General features: G+C 40.7%; 24 protein-coding genes and 1 tRNA gene. 19 read left to right on the top strand and 6 right to left on the bottom strand.

Annotated features, from left to right (window positions below; all coding sequences use genetic code 11):
- Positions 1–201 precede the first annotated feature (201 nt).
- From N5O98_RS05840 to N5O98_RS05800, 9 genes are all read left to right on the top strand, one after another.
- A complete protein-coding gene (locus N5O98_RS05840; protein ID WP_004310600.1) occupies positions 202–1,176 on the top strand; it encodes a FimB/Mfa2 family fimbrial subunit in 975 nt (324 codons plus the stop codon).
- A 27-nt stretch (positions 1,177–1,203) separates the two neighbouring features.
- Positions 1,204–3,213, top strand: coding sequence for a hypothetical protein (locus N5O98_RS05835; protein WP_004310601.1), 2,010 nt, complete (start codon positions 1,204–1,206; stop codon positions 3,211–3,213).
- Positions 3,214–3,241: 28 nt separating this feature from the next.
- Entirely contained in the window at positions 3,242–3,799 is a 558-nt protein-coding gene (locus N5O98_RS05830) for a hypothetical protein (protein ID WP_229127973.1), read from the top strand.
- A 47-nt stretch (positions 3,800–3,846) separates the two neighbouring features.
- The gene (locus N5O98_RS05825) at positions 3,847–5,850 is read left to right on the top strand and encodes a hypothetical protein (RefSeq protein WP_229127974.1); all 2,004 of its coding nucleotides are present in this window, start codon (positions 3,847–3,849) and stop codon (positions 5,848–5,850) included.
- A 30-nt stretch (positions 5,851–5,880) separates the two neighbouring features.
- Positions 5,881–8,733 (top strand): hypothetical protein, encoded by a 2,853-nt coding sequence (locus N5O98_RS05820; protein WP_022200222.1) that lies wholly within the window; start codon positions 5,881–5,883, stop codon positions 8,731–8,733.
- Between the two features lie 29 nt (positions 8,734–8,762).
- Entirely contained in the window at positions 8,763–9,029 is a 267-nt protein-coding gene (locus N5O98_RS05815; protein WP_004310604.1) for an HU family DNA-binding protein, read from the top strand.
- 41 nt (positions 9,030–9,070) lie between these two features.
- A complete protein-coding gene (locus N5O98_RS05810; RefSeq protein ID WP_004310605.1) occupies positions 9,071–10,240 on the top strand; it encodes an OmpA family protein in 1,170 nt (389 codons plus the stop codon).
- Positions 10,241–10,399: 159 nt separating this feature from the next.
- Positions 10,400–10,804, top strand: coding sequence for a hypothetical protein (locus N5O98_RS05805; protein ID WP_008649874.1), 405 nt, complete (start codon positions 10,400–10,402; stop codon positions 10,802–10,804).
- 39 nt (positions 10,805–10,843) lie between these two features.
- Entirely contained in the window at positions 10,844–11,503 is a 660-nt protein-coding gene (locus N5O98_RS05800; protein WP_004310607.1) for an MIP family channel protein, read from the top strand.
- A gap of 299 nt (positions 11,504–11,802) precedes the next feature.
- Here the strand turns inward: N5O98_RS05800 and N5O98_RS05795 are convergent, their stop codons facing one another.
- Positions 11,803–12,672 (bottom strand): nucleotidyl transferase AbiEii/AbiGii toxin family protein, encoded by an 870-nt coding sequence (locus N5O98_RS05795; RefSeq protein ID WP_004310608.1) that lies wholly within the window; start codon positions 12,670–12,672, stop codon positions 11,803–11,805.
- Positions 12,669–13,241, bottom strand: coding sequence for a type IV toxin-antitoxin system AbiEi family antitoxin domain-containing protein (locus N5O98_RS05790; RefSeq protein WP_004310609.1), 573 nt, complete (start codon positions 13,239–13,241; stop codon positions 12,669–12,671). Before N5O98_RS05790 ends, N5O98_RS05795 begins: the two co-directional genes overlap by 4 nt.
- Positions 13,242–13,753: 512 nt before the next feature.
- Between N5O98_RS05790 and N5O98_RS05785 the strand changes: the two genes are divergently transcribed.
- From N5O98_RS05785 to N5O98_RS05770, 4 genes are all read left to right on the top strand, one after another.
- Positions 13,754–14,272: an HU family DNA-binding protein gene (locus N5O98_RS05785; RefSeq protein ID WP_004310610.1), complete on the top strand. Its 519-nt coding sequence runs from the start codon at positions 13,754–13,756 to the stop codon at positions 14,270–14,272.
- 85 nt (positions 14,273–14,357) lie between these two features.
- A complete protein-coding gene (locus N5O98_RS05780; RefSeq protein ID WP_032856058.1) occupies positions 14,358–14,708 on the top strand; it encodes a hypothetical protein in 351 nt (116 codons plus the stop codon).
- 30 nt (positions 14,709–14,738) lie between these two features.
- Positions 14,739–15,659, top strand: a complete 921-nt coding sequence (locus N5O98_RS05775; RefSeq protein WP_004310612.1) for an N-acetylmuramoyl-L-alanine amidase — start codon at positions 14,739–14,741, stop codon at positions 15,657–15,659.
- Positions 15,660–15,807: 148 nt separating this feature from the next.
- Positions 15,808–17,364 (top strand): ATP-binding protein, encoded by a 1,557-nt coding sequence (locus N5O98_RS05770; protein ID WP_004310613.1) that lies wholly within the window; start codon positions 15,808–15,810, stop codon positions 17,362–17,364.
- A 101-nt stretch (positions 17,365–17,465) separates the two neighbouring features.
- On the opposite strand, the gene N5O98_RS05765 is transcribed toward N5O98_RS05770, so the two are convergent.
- On the bottom strand, positions 17,466–19,529 hold the full coding sequence (locus N5O98_RS05765) for a HelD family protein (protein WP_004310614.1): 2,064 nt from the start codon (positions 19,527–19,529) through the stop codon (positions 17,466–17,468).
- 138 nt (positions 19,530–19,667) lie between these two features.
- Between N5O98_RS05765 and N5O98_RS05760 the strand changes: the two genes are divergently transcribed.
- Positions 19,668–20,252 carry a phosphoglycerate mutase family protein gene (locus N5O98_RS05760; RefSeq protein ID WP_118161262.1) on the top strand — a complete coding sequence of 195 codons (585 nt, stop codon included), beginning with the start codon at positions 19,668–19,670 and terminating at the stop codon, positions 20,250–20,252.
- Positions 20,253–20,289: 37 nt separating this feature from the next.
- On the opposite strand, the gene N5O98_RS05755 is transcribed toward N5O98_RS05760, so the two are convergent.
- Both N5O98_RS05755 and ung read right to left on the bottom strand, forming a co-directional pair.
- Positions 20,290–21,063, bottom strand: a complete 774-nt coding sequence (locus N5O98_RS05755; protein ID WP_004310616.1) for a LuxR C-terminal-related transcriptional regulator — start codon at positions 21,061–21,063, stop codon at positions 20,290–20,292.
- 47 nt (positions 21,064–21,110) lie between these two features.
- On the bottom strand, positions 21,111–21,773 hold the full coding sequence (gene ung, locus N5O98_RS05750) for a uracil-DNA glycosylase (RefSeq protein ID WP_004310617.1): 663 nt from the start codon (positions 21,771–21,773) through the stop codon (positions 21,111–21,113).
- A 315-nt stretch (positions 21,774–22,088) separates the two neighbouring features.
- Between ung and N5O98_RS05745 the strand changes: the two genes are divergently transcribed.
- From N5O98_RS05745 to N5O98_RS05725, 5 genes are all read left to right on the top strand, one after another.
- Positions 22,089–22,388, top strand: coding sequence for an RNA recognition motif domain-containing protein (locus N5O98_RS05745; protein WP_004296140.1), 300 nt, complete (start codon positions 22,089–22,091; stop codon positions 22,386–22,388).
- Between the two features lie 371 nt (positions 22,389–22,759).
- On the top strand, positions 22,760–23,833 hold the full coding sequence (locus tag N5O98_RS05740; RefSeq protein WP_004307023.1) for an NAD(P)H-dependent flavin oxidoreductase: 1,074 nt from the start codon (positions 22,760–22,762) through the stop codon (positions 23,831–23,833).
- Between the two features lie 89 nt (positions 23,834–23,922).
- Entirely contained in the window at positions 23,923–25,047 is a 1,125-nt protein-coding gene (locus tag N5O98_RS05735) for a DEAD/DEAH box helicase (protein WP_004296138.1), read from the top strand.
- Between the two features lie 53 nt (positions 25,048–25,100).
- Positions 25,101–25,586, top strand: a complete 486-nt coding sequence (locus tag N5O98_RS05730) for a cold shock domain-containing protein (RefSeq protein WP_004307024.1) — start codon at positions 25,101–25,103, stop codon at positions 25,584–25,586.
- Between the two features lie 52 nt (positions 25,587–25,638).
- Positions 25,639–25,845: a hypothetical protein gene (locus N5O98_RS05725; RefSeq protein ID WP_004307025.1), complete on the top strand. Its 207-nt coding sequence runs from the start codon at positions 25,639–25,641 to the stop codon at positions 25,843–25,845.
- Between the two features lie 83 nt (positions 25,846–25,928).
- Here the strand turns inward: N5O98_RS05725 and N5O98_RS05720 are convergent.
- Positions 25,929–26,001, bottom strand: a tRNA-Phe gene (locus N5O98_RS05720).
- Positions 26,002–26,066: the final 65 nt, after the last annotated feature.

The raw sequence follows: 26,066 nt of genomic DNA, 5'->3' as shown, positions 1-26,066 counted from the left end.
TTTTCCTCTTTTCGTTTTTGTTCAGCCGGCGGAGGCTTATTTCCGTGAATCAAGACCTTGATATAAAAAACTGATAAAAACAGGTCTTACCATACAGGCAAGTTTCGCGACTTGTCAACTAAAGCAGATTATTCCGAGAAAGGCAAAAGTCGCTTTTCCACACTATATATGAAACTAGAAAAATAAATAGACCCATAGATTATGAGAAAGATAATGAATACAAAAGGTGCTGTCCGACGGATGAATTATGGAAGTTGCCTGTTGTTATTGCTTGTACTCTTTTCCTGCACATCCATTGATGAGACACTACCGGAATGTCAGTTGTATGTTCGTTTCCGGTATGACTATAACATGGAGTTTTCCGACGCTTTTGCGGCTCAAGTGAATCGTGTCGACGTGTTTGTATTTGACAAGGAAGGTACGTTTATCATGAAGAAGAGCGAGCAGGGAGAAACTTTGGGCAGCGGTAGCTACCGTATGCCGTTGCCGCTTCCGGTCGGTGAATACCGGATAGCCGCTTGGGCGGGAGTGAGCGATGACTTTGAAATGCCGGAACTGGTTGCCGGGAAATCAACATTGGAAGACTTGATGGTAAGAATGAAACGGAAAGAGTCATTGGTGCACAATAAAGCTCTGAACCCGCTTTGGTATGGCGAGGTGAAGACTGTCGACTTTACCGGCAGACAGGAACAGACGGAAATGGTCTCTCTGATAAAGGATACCAATAAATTCCGCTTTATCTTGCAAAAGTCCGGTCCGGGAGAAGAACTGGATATGAGTGATTGCCTGTTCGAAATCCATGCGGACAACGGATATTATGACTGGAATAATGACTTGCTGGATGACGACGTGATTAGTTATCAGCCCTATCATTTGGAAAAAGTGGAAGATGTGGGCATTGTGGCGGAAATGAATACCATGCGCCTGCTCGAACATAAAAAAGTATATCTGACGCTTACACGCATGTCGGACAGTAAGGAACTGATGAAGGTTGACCTAATACCTTACCTGCTGCTTACAAAAATGGAAGGGCACAATATTCCGGCGCAGGAGTACCTCGACCGTCAGAGCGAGTATGCGATTGTCTTTTTCTATAACCCGGAATTATTGAATTTCCTTTCCACGAAGATTGTGATTAACGGCTGGACTATCTGGTTGAAAGGTGAAGACCTTTAGTAAACGTAAACTATAACGGCAAATGATATGAGATATACAAAATATAAATGGATGATGTGGCTTGTGCTGCTTTGTTTCTCATGTGTGAATGAGGAACAACGTGCAGTTCTGTCGGATGAACCGGGAAAGGTGCGAATGAATATGAGTATCAGTACACGTGCTACATATGATCCTGAAGTATTGAACGAAAATGAAACGCGTATCAACCGGTTACGTCTTTACGTTTTTGATGGCTCTACTTTAGATAAGATGTATTATTGGTCGGATTTGAATATAAATGATGGTGTATACGTTACTCCGATATTTCTAGTAAAGGCTGCTACTGGTAAAACGTTTTATGCCATTGTAAATGAGCCAACGGATATGGATTCCCGTGCTTTATTGGAAGCAGTGGATCATCCGGGTGATTTGGCTGAAATACAATACAGGAGACGTGATATAATGGATTATTGGAATCCTAATATAATGGGCTACTATAATGATTATTGTTTGCCGATGTATGGAGAACTGACAGGAGTGGACGCATTGGAAGGGACGACACAAACAATCAATCTGCAAGTAGACCGAGCTGTTGCGAGGGTAGATGTTTATATGAGGAGGGAAATAGGACAGGATGAAAACTACTGGGAAAACAGGCTTTATATTGAAGAGTTAGGAGTGGATCGTATATCAGATATTGGATTTATATCGCCTGTCCGAGTGCCGGATAACCGTTACGATAATATCTATTTTATGGACAGAAAAGAAATCAGAGAAGAAGTATATTCTGATGATAAAGGAGAATTATTATATTCTTTTTATGTTCCGGAAATGGAGTGTATATATGATAAATTATCCTTAGATTTCCATTATAGATATGAAACGGGATATGATGGTTGTGCTTGGGTCGAGTTGGGCGGATATGATCCTTATACCGGTTATCTCTATGGAGAAATTCTAGAAAAAATAGAACGTAACCATGTATATAAACTTTTTTGCCGTTTTACTCAAAAAACAGCTAAGTTTAAACTAAATCTGACAGTGTGTCCATGGGAATATCTTCCGCCACAGGCAGAAGAGGTGAAGGGAGAAGTTAAGATGACGAATTGTTATATGGTAGCTCCGGGCGGAAGGGTGGATATTCCTACTGAAAACGTATATAAGATATGGGCTCAACAAGTAGAGTTTGGCAATATTCCAATTCCGGATGGAGACGTAATGGCAGAACTCGTATGGCAAGATGAACAAGGAGTTATTGCGGACGGAGGAATCACGGTGGTCAATGCTTTGGAGCGCGAGAGGGCTTACTTGCAGGTAAGGACGGCAAAAGAGGGAAATGCGGTTGTTGCGATGAAAGTAAACGGCGAGATTTATTGGAGTTGGCATATTTGGTGTACAGATTATGAACCAAATGTAACAGAAGGACAGAAGTTTTTTAATAATTTGGTTTGGATGGATAGAAATCTGGGAGCTATGACTAATGAATATACAATTGACGGTGGAGTAAAAGGTTTACTGTATGAATGGGGACGTAAAGATCCTTTTCCTAGTGCTGAAAATTGGACTCAAAAGGAAAAAACACTTTATACGGAAAATAGTGTAACCAATGTCCGTTTTAAAGTAGCTGAAGTGGAAAACTTAGTAGAGTCGGTTCGTGAACCTCTAACTTATATAACTAATGAGCGAAGTTGGGGAGACTGGTATACAAATTCGGTGTCATTAATGAATTATTCATTATGGTTGCCAAATAATAAAACAATATTTGATCCATGTCCGATAGGTTGGCGTGTTCCCCCAGACAATCAACCTTGGAAGGGATTACAAGCTGGTTCAACTGAGAGTACACAAGGTATTATTCATCCAGAAGCAGGCTATTATCCAAGATCAGACAAACGTCTGCCTCAAGATGGTCGTCTTATATCTGGATTGTCGCATTGGGCATCTGTAGCTTCAGTAAATTCAGTTTATCCTTTAGGGGGATATGGTTATGGCTTGGGACAAGAATGGCAACCGTTTTGGCGGGCAGACGGACGTTCTATACGTTGTGTTAAAGAATAAACTAAGAATAGCAGAAATAATATATAGTATGAAAAAGTACATTGTATATCTAATATTATGCTTTGTAAGCTGTTTTATATTCTCATGTACTTCAGTGTATGAGAAGGGAGACACCTCATGCATACCGGAAGGAATGGAGAGGCTTACTTTTAAAGTCATAGTGTCTTCTTCTAAAGTTGTGGGTTCTAATACACGCAGCATTGCTTTAGAAAAAGAAAATGAGATAAAAGACTTGTTTGTAAAAATAGGTTGTTATGATGGCGACCATTACAGAAATTTCTATTCTACGCAGAATGGAACAATATATCTTGATTCCTATGTTTATGAGGATAGTATATATAGGGCAAGTATTGAAGTGCCTGTTGGTACATTTAGAGATGGAGATAATATTTATGTGTGGGCAAATCAAGAATATCCGATTGATGTCACTTCAGAGGAGGAATTGACAACTCCGTTATATATGTCCGGGATAGGGACAATAAGAGATAGGTGGGCGGTGGTCGTGAGTTTGAGGCTGATGTACATTTACTTCGTGGAGTCGCTAAGTTACGAACCGTGGTTCGTACTACAAAACGCTCCGTTCTAGGGTCATGGAATATTAATATAAATCAGGTAGAGACTCAAATACTTCATATGCCTTTGTGTATTCGTCCATTTGCACCTTTTGAGACTCACCGTAATCCTGCTGCAAATGATTGGTGGAATGACGTATATCACAGATATATAGATTGTACTTTAAAAAATGTTGATTGGTGGTTTCGATGGGAAAATTCTCATTTATTATCATCCGTTGAGTTACCGATAGATGACGGGGTAAATGTTGATAAAGTAGCGGAGACGTCTTATGACCGCTATATTTATGAGAACTGGTTAGAGAATGAATCAGACTATGATGAAAATACGAATGTTACAGCTTTGAAAGTCAGGATTCCTTTGTGGAATAATGAAACTGGAGAAAATCGCACGATTGAACGCGTTATTCCCATTAAAACAAATGATAGTTATCGAATATTGAGGAATCATATTTATACAGTGGACGTGAGGGTGCTAAGTCTTGATGAAGTGAAAATATTCACGAATATGCTCGATTGGGAAGATGTAGGCGTTACAGGTGATATTGTAGGAGGCGTTGACTTTGATATAGACAGGACAAAAATAACTTTGATTAAAGATATTGTCGACCCGGTGAAACTGCTGAAAGTGGACTGTCATGCTCCGGGACGCTTACAAATCAGAGCTTTGAAGCCTAATAAGACAGATTTAATATCAACAACAGATTTACAGTTATATTGCAATGGAATAACGGAAACGGATAAACTGGCGGATAACAGTGGCATTTATGACCTCACTGCCGCACAAGTAATGAATTTCTATTGTACCACCGGTAGTGTTCCCGCCAATTATGAAGGTGGTTTTATAGAAATTTCTTCCGACAATGTGCATGTGGAATATATTCCTGTCAGTTCATTGGATACTTTTACTCCGTTAGACACGGAAGGGACTGCCAATAGTTATATAGCAGATAGAGGTGCAGGTTCTTATTCTTTCACTGCTACCATAATGGGAAACGGAGTGGACGGTATTATTGACGAAGGGAAGTTTGAAGACGCAAGTGGCAATATCTTGACAAAAGCCGGTGGTGCCAATATTCATCCTTTATCGGCCAAATTGCTTTGGCAGGACACGGATGAACTGGTGGAACAAGTTGCTTTAGTCAATGGCAGGGTTCAGGTGAAAATGGGACGAAGCCGGGGAAATGCAGTGATAGCTGTTTATGATAAGACTAATCCTAATGCGGAGGATGCGAAAGTGTTGTGGAGTTGGCACCTTTGGTGTACGGCTACCCCAAAGATACTGGAATTCGTCACTTCGATATATACGGGCAATAACTATAAAGTGATGGATCGTAATCTTGGTGCGACTGCTACTAAAGCGTATTTAGGCACTGTTCAAGGATTGCATTATCAATGGGGGCGTAAAGACCCGTTTTCGGGTTCATTGACTTATGATGGCATACGTACTATTTTATATGACGTAAGAAGTGGTCAGGTCGTATATAAATATTCCGATGAACGAGTGACTGCCGGTCAAGCTATAAGTACTCCGAGTTCCTTGTATAGTCCAAGGAGAGGATTGGGGAGTGAATCTTGGTGTACGAAAACAACAGAACTGAAATATCTGTGGGGAAATCCGGACGGAGAACAGGATGTTTTCCCTAAAGAAACATTAAAATCGTTGTATGACCCTTGTCCGTATGGTTATAAAGTTGCACCGCATGACGTTTTTAAAATCTTGAGTAAAGGTGAGATCGCCATATTCCCCCCGGCCGGAGCGTCACTTGGGGATATGTATTTCATAAAAAGTTATTTTGCGAATGGATCAACCTTTTATTATGATAATGCAGGGATTGATGAAACGAAGCTAATTTATTTGCCGGAGACTTATAGACCTAATGGTGATGGTATAAAGTTAGGAAAACGGGGAGTTTACTGGTGTTCTTCACCTCATCCTGCTGACAAAGAACATAGTGGGCTCATGTTTAACTTTCATCCATATACTGCTATGGACTTTGAATATAATATATATAATCCGGTGGTTACTTCAACGCCTGCTTCGATACGCTGTGTAAAGGAATAATTCATTAGAAATCTAAAAAGTATGAATGAAATGAAAATAACAATACAACAATACTTGTTCGGGATATGTCTGTTGGTTTTCTTCGCTTTTAATATGTTGTTAGGTGGTTGTAACGATGACACTGAAATGGAAATGATTAATTCCTCTCAAAAAAATGTCATCAGCTTATCTATCCCGGATGCGGAATTGGTACAGGTACGCAGTGTGGCGAATGAATCGGAATGTAAGATTAGTGGCATACAGGTGTTCGTATACAATGATTCTCACGCCTCATCCCCTGTATATTATCAGGAGGGTAAAGCTGATTTGTCCTTTTTGTTTGGAAATGGAACCGCATCGCCGACTGTGACATTGAAAGAATACATTCCCGCTGACAAAGAACGAATTTATGTAGTTTGTAACCTGACTAATCGTTCTTCTGCATCAGGAGCAGGTGATTTTCTTATAAATAAAACGGCTAGTGAAGAGCAGTTGAGGAATTATACTAGTCAAGGAATGATGAAGGGCTTTTCCGGTCTGCAAAGTGAAGGGCGGACTATTCCGATGTACGGTTGGATAGAATGGAATGAAAAGGCTAGCTCTAATGTTTGCCTATTGACCCGTTGTTTGGCAAAGGTTACAGTAGATGCCGAGACGGATTTGTTTTCCGGTAAACAAGTCTATTGGGAATGGAGAAATCTGAATTATTCGGATTTTACGTTAGATAGCGAGTATAAGGGAGGAATCTATCAGGGCAGTATCAACGAAAGCGGCAGTTCAGAAAAGCATGATTTACTTTCCGCTACAACTCCTTTGGATGTAACGAAAGGATTGGTGACAAGTTACTATCCTTTGGAATATGGACACTCCATTTACGCTTTAGGAAATAAGGTTGATAAGAAAACATTCTCCAAAGATCGTGCAATGTTGCTTCTTGTAGTCCGGAATCCGGACGGTTCGAATAAAGAGTATTATCGTTTGGATTTCCTGGATAAGGAAACCGGGCAGTATCTGGATATAATACGTAATCATTCTTATCGCTTTACTATTGCCGAGCTAAAGAATAAGGGATATGATACGGAACTGGAAGCCATTCAAAATCCGGGAAGTAATATCGAGTATACGGTGACGGTTTCGGATAATTGGTCGCGGGGATATGCTTCTAACGGCCAGTACTTGGTAAAAACGGATAGGGAAGACCTTAAGTTGATAGAGAATGGCATCACAGACCCGGTAACAATGGTAAAATTTGAATTGCAGGCTGATGAGACAGGGAATGTTGATTTAAATAATGTCACTACCCGTAAAGTTCGTATTTTAAATTCTGACAAGGAAACTTTGGTCTCTTCATCTGATGTGTGTCTGTTTTATAGCGTAGATAATAAGAACTTGATGCAGGTAAAGGGAGAAGATGGACTTCCGATAAATGAGGCGAATCTTCCACAAGGTAGTAATGTATATTGGATTTATTGCAATGTACCAGGAGATTCTTCACTAAAGGAAGGATATTTGGAGATAACCATAGGTAATATTGTGAAGTATATCCCTTTTAGTATCATACCTCATTCTGAAGCGATTGCTGTGGATGAAGACGGTCCGGCAAATTGCTTTATTACTCCGGTGACTTATGGTCTTTATTCGTTTGATGCTACGGTGATAGGAAACGGGACGGATGGTATAGTAGGAGAAACAAGAATATATACATTCGGTTATATTTATGATGAACAAGGACGTTTAGATAAGGGGCAGATTATAGGTGATGATGCAGAAGTGTATCATTTTAAGGATGCTTTAGGGAACGATATTTCAAATTCTAAAAATGTTAGAATAACTCCTCTTTCTGCAAAGTTGATTTGGCAAGATGTGAAAAATCTGATTTCACAAGTTGCATTTAATGCTACTACTAATCGGGTTGAATTTTTGAGTAACGGTGCAGGAAATGGGGTCATTGCAGTTTATGATAAATCAGATCCGAACGCGGAAGATGCAAATGTGCTTTGGAGTTGGCATGTCTGGTGTACGGAGAAACCTGATATTATTGAACTGGGGTTACCTACTAATGGAGAAACTTATAGTGGAAAAAACTATAAAATAATGGATCGGGATTTAGGAGCAACAACAACGATACCAGATATATTGACTACATGTGGCTTAGGTTATCAATGGGGACGTAAAGATCCTTTTATTGGGCCTGCTTCCCTTGGAAGTATTGAAAATGCTCCTATCTATGATATACGAGGATCTGATTTGAATTTTAAGGAAGTAAATAAAACAGAAAATGTAGGTACAATAGAATATGCGATAAAGCATCCGGAAGAGTTTATTATGATGAATGAAAATGTTGAGAATAGTGATAATGACTGGCTTTATTATAATGAGCCAGAACCTGCAGGGAATCAGTATTTATGGGGAAATCCATATTCCGTACATCATATGGTAAACATAGGAAAAATCATGAAAACAATTTATGATCCGTGCCCTGCTGGATATAAAGTTCCCCCGCAAGATGTTTATGGGGCGTTTTTGAAGAATCCTGTTATAGAATATGTGGGAGAATACAATAATCAGACTAACGCTTATATTCAAAAAGAAGATTTTTATCCTCTTTTAGCTACAGAATATGGAGCTTATTTTCATTATGGAAAAAATGGAGATCATTCAGTCTATTTTATATCCGGTTCACATCGTTATGGAAGAATTGAATTCAAAGGGTTAAAGCCATTCTTCTATACAGGACATACAAGTGGAACTGGTACTAAAGGTAGGAGGAATGGTAATAATTCAGTATTGACATTATCGCTATTTATAAAAAATCCTATAGTAGCGGACTATGGATTCGGAGGTGGTGATGGTTGGGATGATCGTGCTACGGCTGGTTCTATCCGCTGTGTCCGTGATGAATAAACATATAAAATCATTCTTAATATAAACTTATGAACAAATCAGAACTAATCAAAGAAGTAGCCCTTAAACGTAAGTTGAGCTTTAACGAAGCTACGAATGCAGTAGATGCAATAATGGAAGCCATTGCGGAAACAATGCATAAAGGAGAGGGTGTTACCTTAGTCGGTTTCGGAAGTTTTGTCATTCAGGGACGGAAAGCACGCAACGGGCATAATCCTGCCACAGGCGGCTCAATGCTGATTCCGGCAAAGCGACAAGTGAAATTCCGTCCCGGAAGTAAAATGAAATTAGAGTAAAGAAACAGGTTAAACTAAATGTTGAACATAAAAATTGAAACATGAAAAAGAAAATTATTACAGTTGCATTGGTATTATCATCAGTCTGTGTTATGGCACAGCAAAAGGAAAATCGTGACACGGACAGAAATATTCTCCGTGGCCCGTATGAAACGAATGGTTTCTGGAGTAACTGGTATATCGGTGTAGGCGGTGGTATCAATATCTATGAAGGTGAATTTGATAACAAGACATCGGTGGGCAACCGTATTGCTCCTGCATTAGATGTTTCGTTGGGCAAGTGGATAACTCCTTCTTACGGAGTGCGTCTGCAATATTCGGGTCTGAAAGCCAAGGGGCTGACGGACGCAAGCGGGATGTATGCCAAAGGGGCGCATCGTGGTTATTACAAGGAAGAGTTCAATGTTTCCAATCTCCATGCGGACTTTATGTGGAACTGGTCGAACGGTTTCCTCGGATTCAATGAGAAACGTGTGTGGAATGTGATTCCGTTTGTAGGTTTCGGTTGGGCACGTTCGTGGGGAAACAGTACGCATGACAATGAAATTGCCGCCAACATCGGTATCTTGAATACGTTCCGCCTGGGCAAGCGTCTGGACCTGACTCTGGAAGGACGGCAAATGCTAGTGAAAGAGTGTTTTGACGGAACTGTAAGTGGCAGCAAAGGTGAAGGTATGAGTTCGGTGACACTGGGTCTAAGCGTGAAGTTGGGCAAGACCCGTTTCAATCGTGTCGAGAAAGTGGCTCCTGCAGATTATTCATCTTATAATGAACGTATCAACGCGCTTCGCGCCAAAAATCATGATTTGAGCACCGAAGCACAGCGCCTTGCCGCCGAACTGGAAGCTGCCAGAAGTCGGAAACCGGAAGTGGTGAATGAATCGAAAGTGACTGCTTCGCCGGTAGCCCTGTTCTTCAATATCGGCAAAGCTACCCTGGACAAGAAGGAACTTACCAATCTTGAGTTTTATGTGAACAACGCCATCAAGGCGGATAAGAACAAGACTTTCACGCTGATTGGTTCGGCAGACAGCGCTACGGGCAGCAAGGAACTGAACCAGCGTTTGAGTGAACAACGTATGGAATATGTGTACAATTTATTAGTCGAAAAGTATAAAATTTCCCCTGAACGTCTCGTGAAGAAAGCGGAGGGCGATACGAACAACCGTTTCAGTGAACCTGAATTGAACCGCGTCGTAATCGTCGAATAATAGTTTTATTTCATTTCAAGGTATTTCAGGCAACATTGCGGGACTGTCTCGTTTTCTTCTACGTCGGGACTGAAAGTGCTTTGTCGTTACAAGGTGGGCTTGTCGGCCGGTAGTTGGACGGCCCTTTGCAATGTTGTTTTTTTGAATGAAGAGGAGGATATGATAATATATAATAGTCTGTTGGCGAAAACTTTCCTGAACAGGAAGAAAAGGCATTATTTTATGATTTTCGGATGTTGTTTCACCCGGTTCAAATATTTGGAAGGGTGGGAGGAGATGGAACTTCAGATTCATGCGCGGCAGTATACGGAATGTTTCTTCTTGGCATTATTGCCTGCATTGGTGCTATCCGTCTGGCTTTCGTGGTGGTGGATGTTGCTTGCGTTCATGAGTTATCATCTGCTTTACTGGCTGGAGAGGTGGTTCGGACACCATTCTTCATTTGACTGGGAAGCGTTGGAGCATTGTAGCGATGCGCTTTATTTGAGAAAGCGGAAATCTCGTGCTTGGATGAAATGGTATGGGAAGAAGTCGTTGCCGCCTTCGGAATGGGAGGATGATTAGAGAGAATAGTATATCTTATACGAGTAGAAAAAGTAGATTATGAAAACGAAATTTATAGCTGAAATGGTGGGCACTATGGTGCTTGTCTTAATGGGATGCGGTGCTGCTGTATTGAATGGCGGTGCGACATCGGTAGCCGCTGTGTTGACGATTGCTTTCGCGTTCGGTTTGTCGGTGGTGGCAATGGCGTACACAATCGACCCTGTTTCGGGCTGTCATATCAATCCGGCCATCACTATCGGTGTTTGGCTGAATGGCGGACTGTCGGTTATGGAAGCCGGTGTGTATATCGTAGCGCAAGTGACGGGCGGAATACTTGGCTCTGCATTGCTGTGGTTGATTACCGGCACAATGGGGATAGAAGGTACGGGAGCCAACGGTTTTGAAGAGCCGTATTTGCTGGCTGCATTTGTGGCCGAAGCGGTGTTTACGTTCATCTTTGTATTGACTGTACTGGGCACTACCGACCGGGATAATAGCAGTCCTCATTTTGCCGGGCTGGCTATCGGATTGACTCTGGTCCTGGTGCATATTGTATGTATTCCCGTTACGGGGACATCGGTTAATCCTGCCCGTAGCATTGGCCCGGCATTGTTTGCAGGTATGGAGGCTATCAGCCAGCTCTGGCTGTTTATTGTGGCTCCGATTGTCGGTGCGGTGGTAGCAGTGCCAGTCTGGAAAATAATAAAAGGAAATTAATTGTTTCATTTCATGTTTTTGTGAGAATAGAAAAAGATGTAGGTTTTTCCCATATAGTATAATAAATGAGTTTAATGGCCTATATCCTTTATGTCGCTGTGAAGCGCCTCATTTCCCCAAGAGAATCCGTGCCCCTGCCATTTTTCTTTTTATAATAGTAGCATAGGAAAAATGGAATCATGGGTTCTACGCTGCCTGTGAAGGTCGCTCTATTGTTTGTTTTGTTTGTGTGGTGCATCTTTTTCCCGGTGGGGAAGAAGGTGCACTCTTTTTGTATAATGTATTAATGGTCGGAAGTATTACATACGTCCATAGGCTTCCCAATATGGCATTAAAGCCTCTTGCAGCCAATGTGCCACCTCGGAGAATGAAAGGCTATTTTTGATAGTTGCCTTTTTTAGAAATGCTGACCATCGTAACTGCATCTGCGGATGGTTGGGAAAGTCTTTCCTGAAGAACATCGTATCTGCATTATAAAGAGTATGACGATTCTCGAAAGTGCGGTTGATAGCATCCTGTAATATGGTATTGTCATATTTGAATGATGTGAGCAGGTGGTAGATGTCATAATAGTCTTTCATCCGGCTGCTTTGGTCAGCTAAGTCTATGATGGCGTGCATCTTCTCCGCAATTACGGTTTCAGTGGAATAGGCAAGAATGTTTGCTTCTGGCAGTTCTTCCAATAACAATGGGTAATCTAATGATACAGGATGTGGTGTTACCACATCTCCAAAACCAATGTCCATTGTCAGCACTTGGGCAATGGTGTCCATTGTCGCCGGAATACTTAGACGGATACCGTGGTAGTCTTTGAACTCGGTGATGTTCTGTGCTGCAATCTTGTCGGCAGCAAACCTTACTCCGTCTTCCTCACACTCTACAGCGCATATTTCACGGAACGCCTCGGCGATGCGTTCGCCATCATTGCTGATATGCGTGCCAAGAAAATCAATATCCAATGTCGGACGTGCAGCAAAGCGTTCGTATGCATACATCAGTGCTCCACCTTTCAGGTAGAAGTTCTCACGGTAATGAGTTTGTGAGACACGGTACAATAGGCGTTCCTGAAAATATCTGGTCAGAATGGTCTGGTAGAACACATCCTTCTGCTTGGCTACATTGAGCAGCTTTGCCCGGATGGACTTTCCAGGATTTTTGATTTCACTCATAGTTTTATTGCAATATACTGTTCGAGGATTCGTTTTACTCTTAGTTTGTCGGCATAATCCATCAGCAGGGATAGATTTCTGTCTGGCTGGGAAATGTAGTTATTCACCACTTCGGAACAAACATCCATGCCTATCTTGTTGCGGTACTTCACTGCATCGCACACGCATCGCTCTTTATTATATATATGTATGTGGTAACCGCTTGCAACCAGTTCCTCGACACCTATGTCAAACATCGTGTCTGTGATATGATGGAGCTCTATCTTGGGAAATGTTGGAAGCGTGATTTTGCGACCTCTTTTTACCGCCACATGGTATGCCTGAGGCAATGAGGTGGTGAGCCCATGCACATTCCATGCGGAGAAAAGGCACAGCACACCGCCTGGAATGATGGCTTCCACATCTATCATCGTGTCCGCCAACTGCTCGGCTGTGGCATATACGCCCCGTTTGATGCGTACCGCGTCTCCGTCACGCACACTGTCCAGCAGCTTATAATAGGCTGTCCGACCTTCTTCCTTTACAATACTAGAGGAAGTAAAACTGTTATTATATCTCTTGCTTTCCATGCCTATACTCTTTATTTTAGTACAAATATACTACATTTATTCGTGATTGTAGTGCATTTGTACAGGGAAATGCTTATTTACCATGAAATATTAACATATATCAGACAATCTTGCCCGAATCATCTCGCAACAATCTCGGCAATTCTTGGTTTTCATTGCTTTCGATATACCGGCATAATTGCAGTTTGCTCTCTTTCAATATACGGTATCTGGCTATTGACAGCCTTGAGCGCCTAAAACTTTCCATGCTTTTTAGTATGGTATTTATTAGTTTGAATATATTTGTTTGTTTATTATTCTCCCCCGGCTATCGGTTTTGTCGCTTTTTCCTTGCTTTTTGTCGTTTATTTAGTTCCTTTATGTCGGTTGCGTATGTCTGAAATGCTTTTTAGTACTTTTCTGATGAGGCTATTAGGTGTCGTTTCATCTCCGTGGAAGATGCTGCATCTTTGCATCGTTAACGTTAGCGAAGTGATAATTAAAACAGTATTCATTAAAAAAAGAAAAGTAGTATGGCTATTAGATTTAGAAGGGTGTCTCGCCTGTGTGACCCTACAAATAAAGAAGCAGGAAAGAAAGTGTATCCGGTGATTTCTTATCAGTATGATACGAGTGCAACGTTGGATGAGTTTGCAAAGGAGATTGCGTCTGCTTCCGGTGTCAGCGAGGGTGAAACGATTAGTGTATTGAAGGATTTCCGTACGTTATTGAGAAAGACATTGCTGGGTGGTCGTTCGGTGAATATCGCCGGTCTGGGATATTTTTACCTTTCTGCTCAAAGCAAAGGGACGGAGAAGGCGGAAGATTTTACAATCGCTAATATTTCAGGGCTTCGTATCTGTTTTCGTGCTAACTCGGACATTCGTCTGTTTACCGGGACGACTACCCGTTCGGATGGATTGAAGTTCAAGGATTTGGATCATATTAATGATTCGGGTAGCATTGGTGACGGTTCTGATGATGGAGGTGAAACTCCGGATCCGGATGGTGGTTCGGGTGGTAATGGTGAAGCACCGGATCCGGCAGCTTGATTCATAGATCGTTGAGAACTGTATGGTTTGTATGGAATGGGGCTTCGGCCTCATTCTTTCTTTATAACTACGTAAAAATATAAATATGCAAATAACTACAATCCTTGCTTTTTTTACCGCTATGGGTGGTTTGGAAGCTGTGAAATGGTTAGTGAGGTATATCACTTGCCGTAAGACGGATGCACGGAAAGAGGAAGCGTCCGTGAACAGTATGGAAGAAGAAAATCGCCGTAAAAAGGTGGACTGGCTGGAAGAACGGCTGACTCAACGTGACGAGAAGATAGACGGGCTTTATATTGAACTTCGCAAGGAGCAGGAAGAGAAGATTGACTGGATACATAAATGTCATGAAGTGGAGTTGATACAGAAGGAGTCGGAAGTGAAGAAGTGTGAGATTAGAGGGTGTGTGAAGCGTATGCCACCTTCGGATTATTAACTGGTGCGTTTGAACTAATAATGAATTATCATGAGAAATATAGATTCTATCATAGTACATTGTTCGGCTACGAAAGCCGGGCAGGATTTTACTGCTGCGGATATTGACTGTTGGCACCGGGAACGTGGGTTCAACGGTATCGGGTATCACTATGTGATCCGTTTGGATGGGAAATTGGAAAAAGGTCGGGACGTTTCTCTGGCTGGTGCTCATTGTAGAGGTTGGAATGAACGGAGTGTCGGGATATGTTATATCGGTGGATTGGATGAGAACGGGCGTCCGGCAGATACCCGGACGAATGCTCAAAAACGGGTGCTTTATCAGATTATTATGGATTTGCAGCGGGAATATAATATTCTCCAAGTGTTGGGACATCGGGATACTTCACCGGATTTGAATGGGGACGGAGTGATTGAACCTTATGAATATGTGAAGGCTTGTCCCTGTTTTGATGTAAGGGCGTTTCTAAGGAATGGGCGAGAATTGCTGTTTGTGCTGCTGGTGGCCTTAGTTGTGCCGGTGTTGTTGTCGGGGTGTAGGAGTAAGAAAGAGGTAGTAAACAGGGGGAGTGACATAAGGGTTGATTCAAGCTTGAATAGTAGCTCCGGGAAAAGTCTTGTTAAAAATAAGGTTGCTTTGGAAAAGGATTCGGAGGTGGTAGAAGAGCATATCGAGCAAGTGTTGTTTGTATTTCCTGTGGATACGCTTAGATTGAAGGCTGGGATGGTGGTGAAGACTGTGGTGGATAGGAAAAATGTTAATGAGAAACAACTGCTTCAAGAAGTGAATTCACAGTCTGTGAGCTTGTCGGATATGAGTGCTAAGACAGAGATTCATAAAACGGGAGTTGAGAAAACTACTAATAGGACAACCGGAGGTGGGTATTGGTACGAAATTATTTTGCTGGTTCTAGTTATTGTGTGTTGGATTTGCAAAGTGAAGAGGAAGTGAGATGTTGTTTGTCTGGTGCAAAGTTAGTTTTGATGAAAAACGGAGTCATGGTAGTGCTGTCTGTGAAACTGTGTACTTTTTTGTGGAGTTTGTATGTGTATTCCCATGGAAATGCGTATCTTTGAATAATCAAAATAGAGGAAAAATCATGGACGGGATATTACGTAAACTTCCTATTGGAATACAGACTTTTGAGAAACTTCGCGAAGGAGATTATCTTTATGTGGATAAGACTGCTCTTGTATGGAGAATTGCTTCAACGGAGACTCCTTATTTTTTAAGTCGTCCTCGTCGTTTTGGCAAGAGTCTTCTTCTTTCTACTTTTGAAGCTTATTTCGAAGGTAAGAAAGAATTATTTGAAGGGTTGGCCATAGCTGATATGGAAAAGGAATGGAAGACATATCCGGTATTTCATTTGGATTTAAACGCGGAAAAATATGATTCTCCCCAGGCTTTAGTTGAAATTCTTAGCAGGCAGTTGACGCAATGGGAACTGAAATATGGTAAAGGAGAGGATGAGGAAACTCTTTCGGGACGTTTTGCAGGTGTAATTCGTCGTGCCAGTGAACAGGCTGATCGTGGAGTCGTAGTCTTGGTTGATGAATATGATAAGCCTTTGTTACAGGCGTTGGATGATGGTGCTTTACTTGATGACTATCGTAAGACATTGAAGGCGTTCTATGGTGTGCTGAAAAGTTCAGACCGTTATCTTCGTTTTGTTTTCCTTACCGGTGTGACTAAGTTTGCGCAAGTCAGTGTGTTCAGTGATTTGAATCAACTGAATGATATCAGTATGAAGCCGCAGTATGCCACGATTTGTGGTATTACGCGACAAGAATTGGAGGATACTTTTATTCCTGAACTGAATCGATTGGCAGAAACGAATGAACTGACTTATGAAGAAACATTGAACAAGATGACGGCTTTATATGACGGTTATCATTTTTGTGAGTTTGCGGAAGGAGTATTCAATCCATTCAGTGTGCTTAACGTTTTTGACGGGTATAAGTTTAGTAATTATTGGTTCCAAACCGGTACTCCTACTTTTTTAGTCGAACTGCTTAAAAAGAGTGAGTATGATTTGCGTACGTTGATTGATGGGGTAGAAGCCAATGCTTCTTCGTTTATGGAATATAGGGTAGATGCTAATAATCCGATTCCGTTGATTTATCAGAGTGGCTATTTGACTATAAAGGGGTATGACAAGCGTTTTGGAAACTACCTGCTGAAATTTCCCAATGATGAAGTACGATATGGATTTATGGATTTTTTGGTTCCTTATTACACATCAGTGGTAGATGATGAACGGGGTTTTTATCTTGGTAAATTTGTACGTGAATTGGAGAGTGGTGATGTTGATGCTTTTCTTACCCGCTTACAGGCTTTCTTCGCAGATTTCCCTTATGAACTGAATGAAAAGACCGAACGACATTATCAGGTTGTATTTTATTTAGTTTTCAAACTGATGGGGCAATTTACCGGAGCAGAGGTTCGTAGTGCCCGCGGACGGGCGGATGCAGTGGTGAAAACTCCGAAGTATATTTATGTATTTGAATTTAAACTGAATGGTACTGCCGAACAGGCTTTGCAGCAGATTGATGAAAAAGGCTATCTGATACCTTATCAGGTAGACGGGCGTGAGTTGGTTAAAGTTGGAGTGGAGTTCAGTGCAGAAAAAAGGAATATAGACCGGTGGTTGTATTAGCTCGATAACCATGTTGTTAAAGGAGTTACGGAGCCGTTTGAGATTGTTCAAGCGGCTCTTGTTTTGCGGGTAGTTCTTTTAATTTTCGATGTTATATTCTATTACAGGAACCGACAACTGGGTGAAGAAACAGAATAAGTCAAAGTTAACTTGTGCATAGCCCTTGTGGTTGCCACATAAAGCATACTTTTATCAATATTGGAATGATAGTTCTTATCATCTGTTTGCGGAATGATTACTTCGTCAAATTCCAGTCCTTTCGCCATATGGGCGGAAGTGATGATAATCCCTTTTACATAAGCAGAACTTTGATTGGACAAAAGTGAGATGTCGTTTGCATATATCTGGAACTTTTGAACAAGTTCTTTTGCTTGGGATTCTGTTTTGCAGATAATCCCTAATGAGGTATAATGGGAGTTCCTGAAGGAGTTTACTAAATCCGCAATACCTTGGATCTCTTCTTCTGTATTTTTGAATGGAAGAATCTTGGGGTGTTCCCCATGTCTCATAATCGGTTCTAATTCATTGTTCGGTTGAATTTTTTGTGCAAAACTGGTGATCTCAAAAGTAGAACGATAGCTTTTGCAAAGTTTCATTATTTCTCCTGTTGCAAATGCTTTCTGAATCATATCGGCAGTGGAAGAACCATAAGGATTGACGGATTGGGAAGTGTCTCCAAGAATTGTTTTTCGACACGGATAAAGTTTTTGAATCACTTTGTATTGTATGGGAGAATAGTCTTGCATTTCGTCTATCAGAAGATGTTTGACATAAGATTGGGCGTTGTTCCCATTTAATGCGATATGCAGATAAGCCAAAGGAGCTAAATCCGCATATTCCAGTATGCGGTTTTTGCGTGTCTTGAACATCTCCGGTTTTCCGATCCACTCAAAAAAATCTTTATAGATTTGGAGATCGTTATTTCCCGCGAACATCTTTTTTATCTCTTTCTTTAGTTGGTTTTTCTCCGGAGTGCTAACTGTGAGATTATATTGTAGTTGCATCATTTCCAGAATGTAATCTGTCATAGTCTCAAATCGTTGACGTATGGGATAGCGGTGGAATCGTTTGAACTGTTCGTTAATAAATTCGGCAGGAATGGTGATGTATTTGGTGAGTTTTACGTCTGTTGCTTTGAAATAGTTGTTTTCCATGTAAAGGATGAATTTGTCAAGTAGTGATATAAACTCGAAGGAGGCTTTGTATTGAATCCGTTCGATAAAGTCGGGTGTCGGGTTTTCTAATAGTTCCGTCACTTGGTCGAAGAAATTCTGGTGTTTATATTTGTTGTCAATTACGTCCGACAGAATTTGCTCCATGCTGGTTTCGGGAACGGTCTCTTCGCCAAGTTCCGGAAGTACATTAGAAATGTAATCGGCAAATACTTTATTGGGGGAGATGATTAATATGTCTTTGGAAGAAATCTGTCCTTTCTGTGCATAAAGCAGGTAGGCAATACGATGGAGGGCGATAGAGGTTTTTCCTGAACCGGCAACACCTTGTATAATAAGTACAGAAGCGTTTTCATTACGGATGATCTGATTCTGTTCCCTCTGAATTGTCGTGACGATATTTTTCATTTTATTGTCGGCATTGGAACATAGTTCTTTTTGCAGAATATCGTCATGAACAGTTACGGAACTTTCAATCATATACTCCATTTTTCCTTTGCGAATGCGATATTGGCGTTTGAGTGAGATCGTCCCGTTAATTTTGCCTGCCGGGGAGGAGTAGAACGCCTCGCCTAATTCATGATCGTAGAACATGCTTGAAATAGGAGCTCGCCAATCGTAAATCAGATTCTTTTTTTGATTGAGGTCATAGAAAGTATGTATTCCTATATAGATCGGACTAACTTGGCTTTTGTCTTTCTTTTCCTGAAAGTCGATTCGTCCGAAATAGGGGATATCCAGTATTTTGCTTAGTCGCCTGCGTTTGTCAATTACATTTTCACCTAATGCAAAATGATTTAATATGCTTTCGCGCATGGAACGGATTTCGTGGGGATCGATATCTTTGTTCGACCATAGATAATCCTTGTACTCCTGCAGGGTGTCTATATGCTCTTTGACGGAAGTACTGGTAGTGTTAATCGTATCATGGATAGTGGTTATGACTTGCTGTAAATACTCTTTTTCCTGTTTCTCTGTTTGATTGAATATCATAATCTCTTTTTAGTTGTATGGTGAAGAATTGAATTTGCGGACAAAGTTAGCTCAACCCATCAAGGGATTAAATAGTTATTTATAGCTATATATGTATCCTTTTTCCTATTTTTGCATACTTACTTAATAAGGAAAAAGATGAATATTTTTGAATTGGCAAAACGTAACCAGCAGAAAGCTTGGGAGATTATAGAGGATACCCGTATTGTTCGGATATGGGAGGGGATTGGTGCCAAAGTGAATCTGGTAGGTTCGTTGCGTACAGGATTATTGATGAAACATCGGGATATTGATTTTCATATTTATACTTCTCCTTTGGATTTGTCTGCCAGCTTTCGGGCGATGGCTGAATTGGCGGAAAATACGTCCATAAAGAAGATTGAATATACGAATTTATTACATACAGCAGAAGCGTGTATAGAGTGGCATGCATGGTATCAGGATATGGAAGGAGAACTCTGGCAAATGGATATGATTCATATCCAAGAAGGCTCTCGTTATGATGGCTATTTTGAAAGGGCGACCGAACGCATTTCTGCGGTATTGACAGATGAAATGAGACTGGCTATCCTGAAATTAAAATACGAAACGCCTGATACGGAAAAAATTATGGGAGTGGAGTATTATCAAGCTGTGATTCAGGATGGTGTACGTAGTTATCCGGAATTTGAGGAATGGAGAAGATTGCATCCGGCGGTGGGTGTGGTGGAATGGGTGCCTTAGACAGACTGGTAGCTTCAGGAAAAGGCGTATGGGTTAATTAACTTAGTAGTCCGGTTTCCTGTCCCAAACGAATGGCTTCGATAGAATTTTGCACACCTAATTTGCGTAACAGGTTCTGCCGGTGAATATTGACAGTGTGAATACTGATACATAGCTTGTCTGCAATCTCTTTACTTAACAACCCTTTTTGAATAAGCCGTAATATCTCTATTTCCCGATTAGTGAGGTTGAGCGAAGAAGGCATTAGCAAAGAGGAAGGAGAGAAGAATTCCCCGTTCTTCAGATTTAGGACAGTGCAGTCTACTGTTTCGGAATGTTTTTGGTCGGGTGAAATATCCATATTGCCTATTACGAGCCATGCTTTGCCGTTACGGTCTTGTTCCAAAACTTGATGTCGGCTAGTGACACGTATATATTGCTGCCTGGCATTGAGTATACGGAAACTGTAAATGTTGGAATAGTCGTTTCGCTGTTCGAGAGGCAGACTGTAAATGAACTGGCTTAACGTGACCTGTAATGCTGCCAGTTGCGCACGGTCGTCCGGATGAATACGTGATTCTAAATAATCTCCCTGCTTTTCCAAAGTTTCTATCTTGTGACTGTCATACCCCAGTAAATCAACGAAATTCGAGGATGCATACGTGTAATTGCATTTGTAAACATCGACAACAAATGTGCAGTTGTGACAGATTTTTGAAAGTTGGTGAAGTATGGATTTATCCCGTTCCCACACAGCGTAATCAATATCGGTAGCAGACAAGCATTGCTTTGCCCACATTTCTTCCCGAGTGATATTGTTTGATTTATTCATAGCGAATGTTTTTGGGTACTGATAATCTGTTTTGAGAAATCGTTTATTTACCAATCAATTTCTTCTATTCCCTTGCTATGCAAGAAAGCATTGGCTTTACTGAAGTGTTTACAACCGAAGAAACCATATTCGGCAGAGCGGGGAGAGGGATGAACAGTGGTTAGTACCAGATGTTTGTTGGTATCTATCAAAGATCGTTTCTCTTTCGCATAACTTCCCCAAAGCATAAATATCAAATTCTCCCGTTTTTCACTTAGTTTCCTGATAACTGCGTCTGTGAAGATTTCCCAACCCATATTTCGATGAGAACCGGTTTCGTGCGCACGTACAGTAAGAACAGAGTTTAGCGGGAATACACCTTGAGCTACCCAACGATCCAAATTACCAGAAGTTGGAATTGGCTTTCCCAAATCTTGGTGTATTTCTTTGAAGATGTTGCTTAGTGAACCTGGGATAGCTACTCCATCAGGCACAGAAAAACAGACTCCATAATATTGTCCGGGATTGGGATAGGGGTCTTGTCCAAGGATAACTACTTTTACCTTTTCGAAGGGACAGGAATTGAATATATGAAAAATCTGATGTCCGAGAGGGAGGACGTGTGCCCGTTTGTATTCATCTTTGACGAATGTAACCAACTTTTCGAAGTATGGTTTGTCAAATTCTTCTTGTAATTGTTGTTTCCAACTTGGTTCTATTCTGACATCCATAAAGTGGGACTTGATAATTTATGTAATGGCAAAAGTAGATATATTACAAGAGAATATCAAGAATGATAGGCAAAATTGTGTATCTCGCCGATTTAGGATGAATTGTGTGCTAATAAATGATAATTATCGTCTTTCTTCCGAAAAAGAACGGGTATAAATGTATTATTCTGATTTATTGTGTTACCTTTGTACCAAGAGTTTGAGTTACGAATCATTATCGTATAGTTCTTCTTTATAATATTTTATTAGCAAGCAGTCCTTGTCTTTAATTATCCTCCTCACTCCAAATTAGTATTTATTTTAATAAAATTTTAAATGAACATTTACATTTCAGGTTTAAGCTATGGCACTAATGATGCTGACTTAACAAATTTATTTGCAGAGTTTGGAGAAGTTTCTTCAGCTAAAGTAATTTTTGACAGAGAAACTGGTAGATCCAGAGGATTTGCTTTCGTAGAAATGCCGAATGATACAGAAGGACAAAAAGCAATTGACGAACTGAATGGAGTTGAATACGACCAGAAAGTTATTTCAGTAAGCGTGGCACGTCCTCGTACTGAAAGACCGTCTAACGGTGGTGGTCGTGGTGGTTATAATAACTCTAGAAGATATTAATATCCAAATAAAAGCAGAAGATATTATCTTCTGCTTTTATTTAATAAGTTATTTCCGTTTCATGATTCAACGGAGGAGTCTTCTGATTGACACAGGGGAAGACAAAAAATCATATTACATTTAAGTTCTGCTAATTCTGGCTCTTTTTCTGTGCAATATCAGGAATATCTACTCCTGCACTTTCCATTCTGAAAATAGATTTATTAGACTTTTTTGTAATACACAATACTCTTGAAGAAGTCAGGAGTAAAGGTTTAATAAATTACACCCAACAAGGCAAATAGTCAATGACAGGGCCAATCTTGAGCGCTTGAATAAAGTGTGCTCACACTGTTTATCTTGTTCAATTGCTCTAAAGCAAAATAAAACATATGAAATCATTCTTTATAGGAAATATTGAGATAAAAACACCTGTAATACAAGGTGGAATGGGAGTAGGTATCTCGCTCTCGGGTTTGGCTTCGGCAGTAGCAAACGAAGGAGGAGTAGGCGTTATATCATGCGCAGGTTTAGGTTTGTTATACCCCAAAGGGAAAGGTACTTATCCTGAAAAATGTATTAACGGGCTGAAAGAGGAAATCCGGAAAGCACGTGCGAAAACAAAAGGTATTATTGGCGTAAACGTCATGGTTGCTTTATCGAATTATGCGGATATGGTGCGCACCGCAATCGAGGAAAAGATTGATGTGGTATTTTCCGGTGCCGGGCTTCCACTCGACCTGCCTTCATATCTGACTCCAGAGAGTACAACCAAGCTAGTGCCTATTGTATCTTCTTCACGAGCAGCCAAAATCATCTGCGATAAATGGCAGAAGAACTATAATTATCTGCCCGATGCAATCGTGGTGGAGGGGCCTAAAGCCGGTGGACATTTAGGATTTAAAAAAGAACAATTACAGGATCAGCATTATGCTTTGGAAGCTTTGATTCCGGAAGTGGTAATGATTGCATCCAGTTATAAAGAACAGAAACAGATTCCGGTGATTGCCGCCGGCGGCATTTCGACGGGTGAAGATATTGCACATTTTATGGAGCTGGGAGCTTCAGGGGTACAAATGGGAAGTATATTTGTTACCACCCAGGAATGTGACGCTTCCGAGACGTTCAAGGAAGTATATATTCACTCCAAGTCCGAAGATGTTCTTATTATTGAAAGTCCTGTGGGAATGCCAGGACGAGCTATTGACGGGGAATTTATTCACAATGTGAATAGTGGACTGGAGAGGCCTAAGAGTTGCTCATTCCATTGTATCAAAACATGTGATTATACAAAAAGCCCTTATTGCATTATTAAGGCTTTATATAATGCAGCCAAAGGAAATATGAAAAAAGGCTATGCTTTTGCCGGTAGCAATGCTTTTCTCGCTGAAAAAATCAGTAGTGTAAAAGAAGTAATGAGTACACTGGAGCGCGAGTTTTTCTTGGCAACCCATAAACTGGCTTAACCTACGGGATTTTCATTCCCATGATGGAGTTTGTCAGTCCCTTTACAATATAAATTAATAGCTGTTTTGATACAGCAAAAATAACAATTATGACATTTAAAGAATTAAATATAACCGAACCGATTTTAAAAGCTATTGAAGAAAAAGGATATGCAGTGCCCACTCCCATTCAGGGAGAGGCAATTCCGGCTGCATTAGCAAAAAGAGATATATTAGGCTGTGCGCAAACGGGAACAGGTAAAACTGCTTCGTTTGCTATTCCCATTATACAACATTTGCAAATGAATAAAGAGGCAGCCAAGTGCCGGGGGATTAAAGCGTTGATTTTGACGCCCACCCGTGAGCTTGCCTTGCAAATAAGTGAATGCATTAATGATTATGCCAAATATACCCAAGTGCGGCATGGGGTTATTTTTGGCGGAGTAAATCAACGTCCTCAAGTTGACATGTTACACAAAGGAATTGATATCCTGGTTGCTACACCGGGACGTTTGCTTGACTTGATGAATCAGGGGCATATCCATCTGGATAAGATACAATATTTTGTACTTGATGAAGCAGACCGCATGCTTGATATGGGATTTATTCATGATATCAAGCGGATATTACCGAAACTTCCGAAAGAAAAACAGACTTTATTCTTCTCCGCTACAATGCCTGATACAATTATTTCTTTAACGAATTCTTTGTTGAAGAATCCTGTACGAATCAGCATAACTCCGAAATCATCGACTGTGGATGCTATTGAACAGATGGTTTATTTCGTAGAGAAAAAGGAAAAGAGTCTTTTATTGGTTTCGATTTTGCAAAAATCAGAAGATCAGTCGGTGTTGGTATTTTCACGTACGAAGCATAATGCTGATAAGATCGTAAAGATACTGGGCAAGGCGGGAATTGGTAGCCAGGCGATTCATGGAAATAAAAGTCAGGCGGCGCGGCAGTTGGCTTTGGGCAATTTCAAGTCGGGCAAAACACGTGTGATGGTGGCTACTGATATTGCAGCCAGAGGTATCGATATTAACGAACTTCCTTTAGTTATCAACTATGATCTTCCTGATGTGCCGGAAACGTATGTGCATCGTATCGGACGTACCGGAAGAGCCGGGAATACAGGGACAGCACTGACATTCTGCTCGCAGGAAGAGCGTAAACTCGTTAATGATATTCAGAAACTGACGGGTAAGAAGCTGAATAAAGCCAGTTATACTATTTGAAATCAACAAATAACAATCTCTTTAAAATTAATATAAAACTAAATATAAATTCTATGGCAAAATCCATGACAGTTGGTAAACGTGAAAATGAAAAGAAAAGACTCGCTAAACGAGAAGAAAAACTGAAAAAGAAAGAAAGCAAGAAATTATCGGGCAGCTCAAATAGCTTTGAGGATATGATTGCCTATGTAGATGAGAACGGAATGATAACTTCGACTCCTCCGACAGAGGATATAAAGAAGGAAGAAATTAATCCGGATGAAATAATTATAGCAACTCCTAAAAAGGAAGAAGAGGAGCCGACGATCTTGAGAGGACGGGTTGAGTTTTTTAATGAGTCAAGAGGATTTGGCTTTATTAAAGACCTTTCAGGTGTTGAGAAATACTTTTTTCATGTAAACAATGTCATTGGCAATATTGCAGAAAATAATATCGTAACATTTGACCTTGAGCGTGGAGTGAAAGGCATGAATGCGATCAATATCTCTTTGGAAAACAAATCTACATCGGAAGATTTAGCTCAATCTAAACCTGTATAGGGAAGTGTATATTCTGCTTGTGTGTAAAATAAAAAACAAAATAATTAGAGATATGAAAAAAGGTAATATAATGCGTGATGTTATTTCATCCAGTCAGTTTACTGAAAATGTTATTAAAGAGTATAAAAAGGGTTTGGGAGATATGGTATTGGTAGCAATAACTCCGCGGACTACCATTGAACTTCCTGCGCATTTGACTCAAGCAGAAATAGATGCTCGTGTGGAGATTTATAAAAAACTGCATAGTTCTAAAGTATAGGCGGTTGCAAATTGCAATACGAGGAATAAAAAAATCCCTTGAACTTCAAAAGTTCAAGGGATTTTTTATTACCGAATCGTTAGTGGTGCCACCAGGAATCGAACCGGGGACACAAGGATTTTCAGTCCTTTGCTCTACCAACTGAGCTATGGCACCTCGTGCTTGTTCGGTCCGGTAATATCTCTTTTGCGGTTGCAAAGGTAGTGAAACTTTTGGATTCT

It is taken from the genome of Bacteroides sp. LFL-34 (assembly GCF_027257075.1).
Classification (GTDB): Bacteria; Bacteroidota; Bacteroidia; order Bacteroidales; family Bacteroidaceae; genus Bacteroides; species Bacteroides ovatus.
Note: the sequence above shows the minus strand (reverse complement) of the source record. Positions and strands in the feature narration are given on the sequence as shown.

Excerpts from the sequence above, each read along its gene's own strand:
- N5O98_RS05840 (WP_004310600.1), top strand. The coding sequence starts at position 202 with ATGAGAAAGATAATGAATACAAAAGGTGCTGTCCGACGGATGAATTAT.
- N5O98_RS05835 (WP_004310601.1), top strand. The coding sequence starts at position 1,204 with ATGAGATATACAAAATATAAATGGATGATGTGGCTTGTGCTGCTTTGT.
- N5O98_RS05830 (WP_229127973.1), top strand. The coding sequence starts at position 3,242 with ATGAAAAAGTACATTGTATATCTAATATTATGCTTTGTAAGCTGTTTT.
- N5O98_RS05825 (WP_229127974.1), top strand. The coding sequence starts at position 3,847 with ATGCCTTTGTGTATTCGTCCATTTGCACCTTTTGAGACTCACCGTAAT.
- N5O98_RS05820 (WP_022200222.1), top strand. The coding sequence starts at position 5,881 with ATGAAAATAACAATACAACAATACTTGTTCGGGATATGTCTGTTGGTT.
- N5O98_RS05815 (WP_004310604.1), top strand. The coding sequence starts at position 8,763 with ATGAACAAATCAGAACTAATCAAAGAAGTAGCCCTTAAACGTAAGTTG.
- N5O98_RS05810 (WP_004310605.1), top strand. The coding sequence starts at position 9,071 with ATGAAAAAGAAAATTATTACAGTTGCATTGGTATTATCATCAGTCTGT.
- N5O98_RS05805 (WP_008649874.1), top strand. The coding sequence starts at position 10,400 with ATGATAATATATAATAGTCTGTTGGCGAAAACTTTCCTGAACAGGAAG.
- N5O98_RS05800 (WP_004310607.1), top strand. The coding sequence starts at position 10,844 with ATGAAAACGAAATTTATAGCTGAAATGGTGGGCACTATGGTGCTTGTC.
- N5O98_RS05795 (WP_004310608.1), bottom strand. The coding sequence starts at position 12,672 with ATGAGTGAAATCAAAAATCCTGGAAAGTCCATCCGGGCAAAGCTGCTC.
- N5O98_RS05790 (WP_004310609.1), bottom strand. The coding sequence starts at position 13,241 with ATGGAAAGCAAGAGATATAATAACAGTTTTACTTCCTCTAGTATTGTA.
- N5O98_RS05785 (WP_004310610.1), top strand. The coding sequence starts at position 13,754 with ATGGCTATTAGATTTAGAAGGGTGTCTCGCCTGTGTGACCCTACAAAT.
- N5O98_RS05780 (WP_032856058.1), top strand. The coding sequence starts at position 14,358 with ATGCAAATAACTACAATCCTTGCTTTTTTTACCGCTATGGGTGGTTTG.
- N5O98_RS05775 (WP_004310612.1), top strand. The coding sequence starts at position 14,739 with ATGAGAAATATAGATTCTATCATAGTACATTGTTCGGCTACGAAAGCC.
- N5O98_RS05770 (WP_004310613.1), top strand. The coding sequence starts at position 15,808 with ATGGACGGGATATTACGTAAACTTCCTATTGGAATACAGACTTTTGAG.
- N5O98_RS05765 (WP_004310614.1), bottom strand. The coding sequence starts at position 19,529 with ATGATATTCAATCAAACAGAGAAACAGGAAAAAGAGTATTTACAGCAA.
- N5O98_RS05760 (WP_118161262.1), top strand. The coding sequence starts at position 19,668 with ATGAATATTTTTGAATTGGCAAAACGTAACCAGCAGAAAGCTTGGGAG.
- N5O98_RS05755 (WP_004310616.1), bottom strand. The coding sequence starts at position 21,063 with ATGAATAAATCAAACAATATCACTCGGGAAGAAATGTGGGCAAAGCAA.
- ung (WP_004310617.1), bottom strand. The coding sequence starts at position 21,773 with ATGGATGTCAGAATAGAACCAAGTTGGAAACAACAATTACAAGAAGAA.
- N5O98_RS05745 (WP_004296140.1), top strand. The coding sequence starts at position 22,089 with ATGAACATTTACATTTCAGGTTTAAGCTATGGCACTAATGATGCTGAC.
- N5O98_RS05740 (WP_004307023.1), top strand. The coding sequence starts at position 22,760 with ATGAAATCATTCTTTATAGGAAATATTGAGATAAAAACACCTGTAATA.
- N5O98_RS05735 (WP_004296138.1), top strand. The coding sequence starts at position 23,923 with ATGACATTTAAAGAATTAAATATAACCGAACCGATTTTAAAAGCTATT.
- N5O98_RS05730 (WP_004307024.1), top strand. The coding sequence starts at position 25,101 with ATGGCAAAATCCATGACAGTTGGTAAACGTGAAAATGAAAAGAAAAGA.
- N5O98_RS05725 (WP_004307025.1), top strand. The coding sequence starts at position 25,639 with ATGAAAAAAGGTAATATAATGCGTGATGTTATTTCATCCAGTCAGTTT.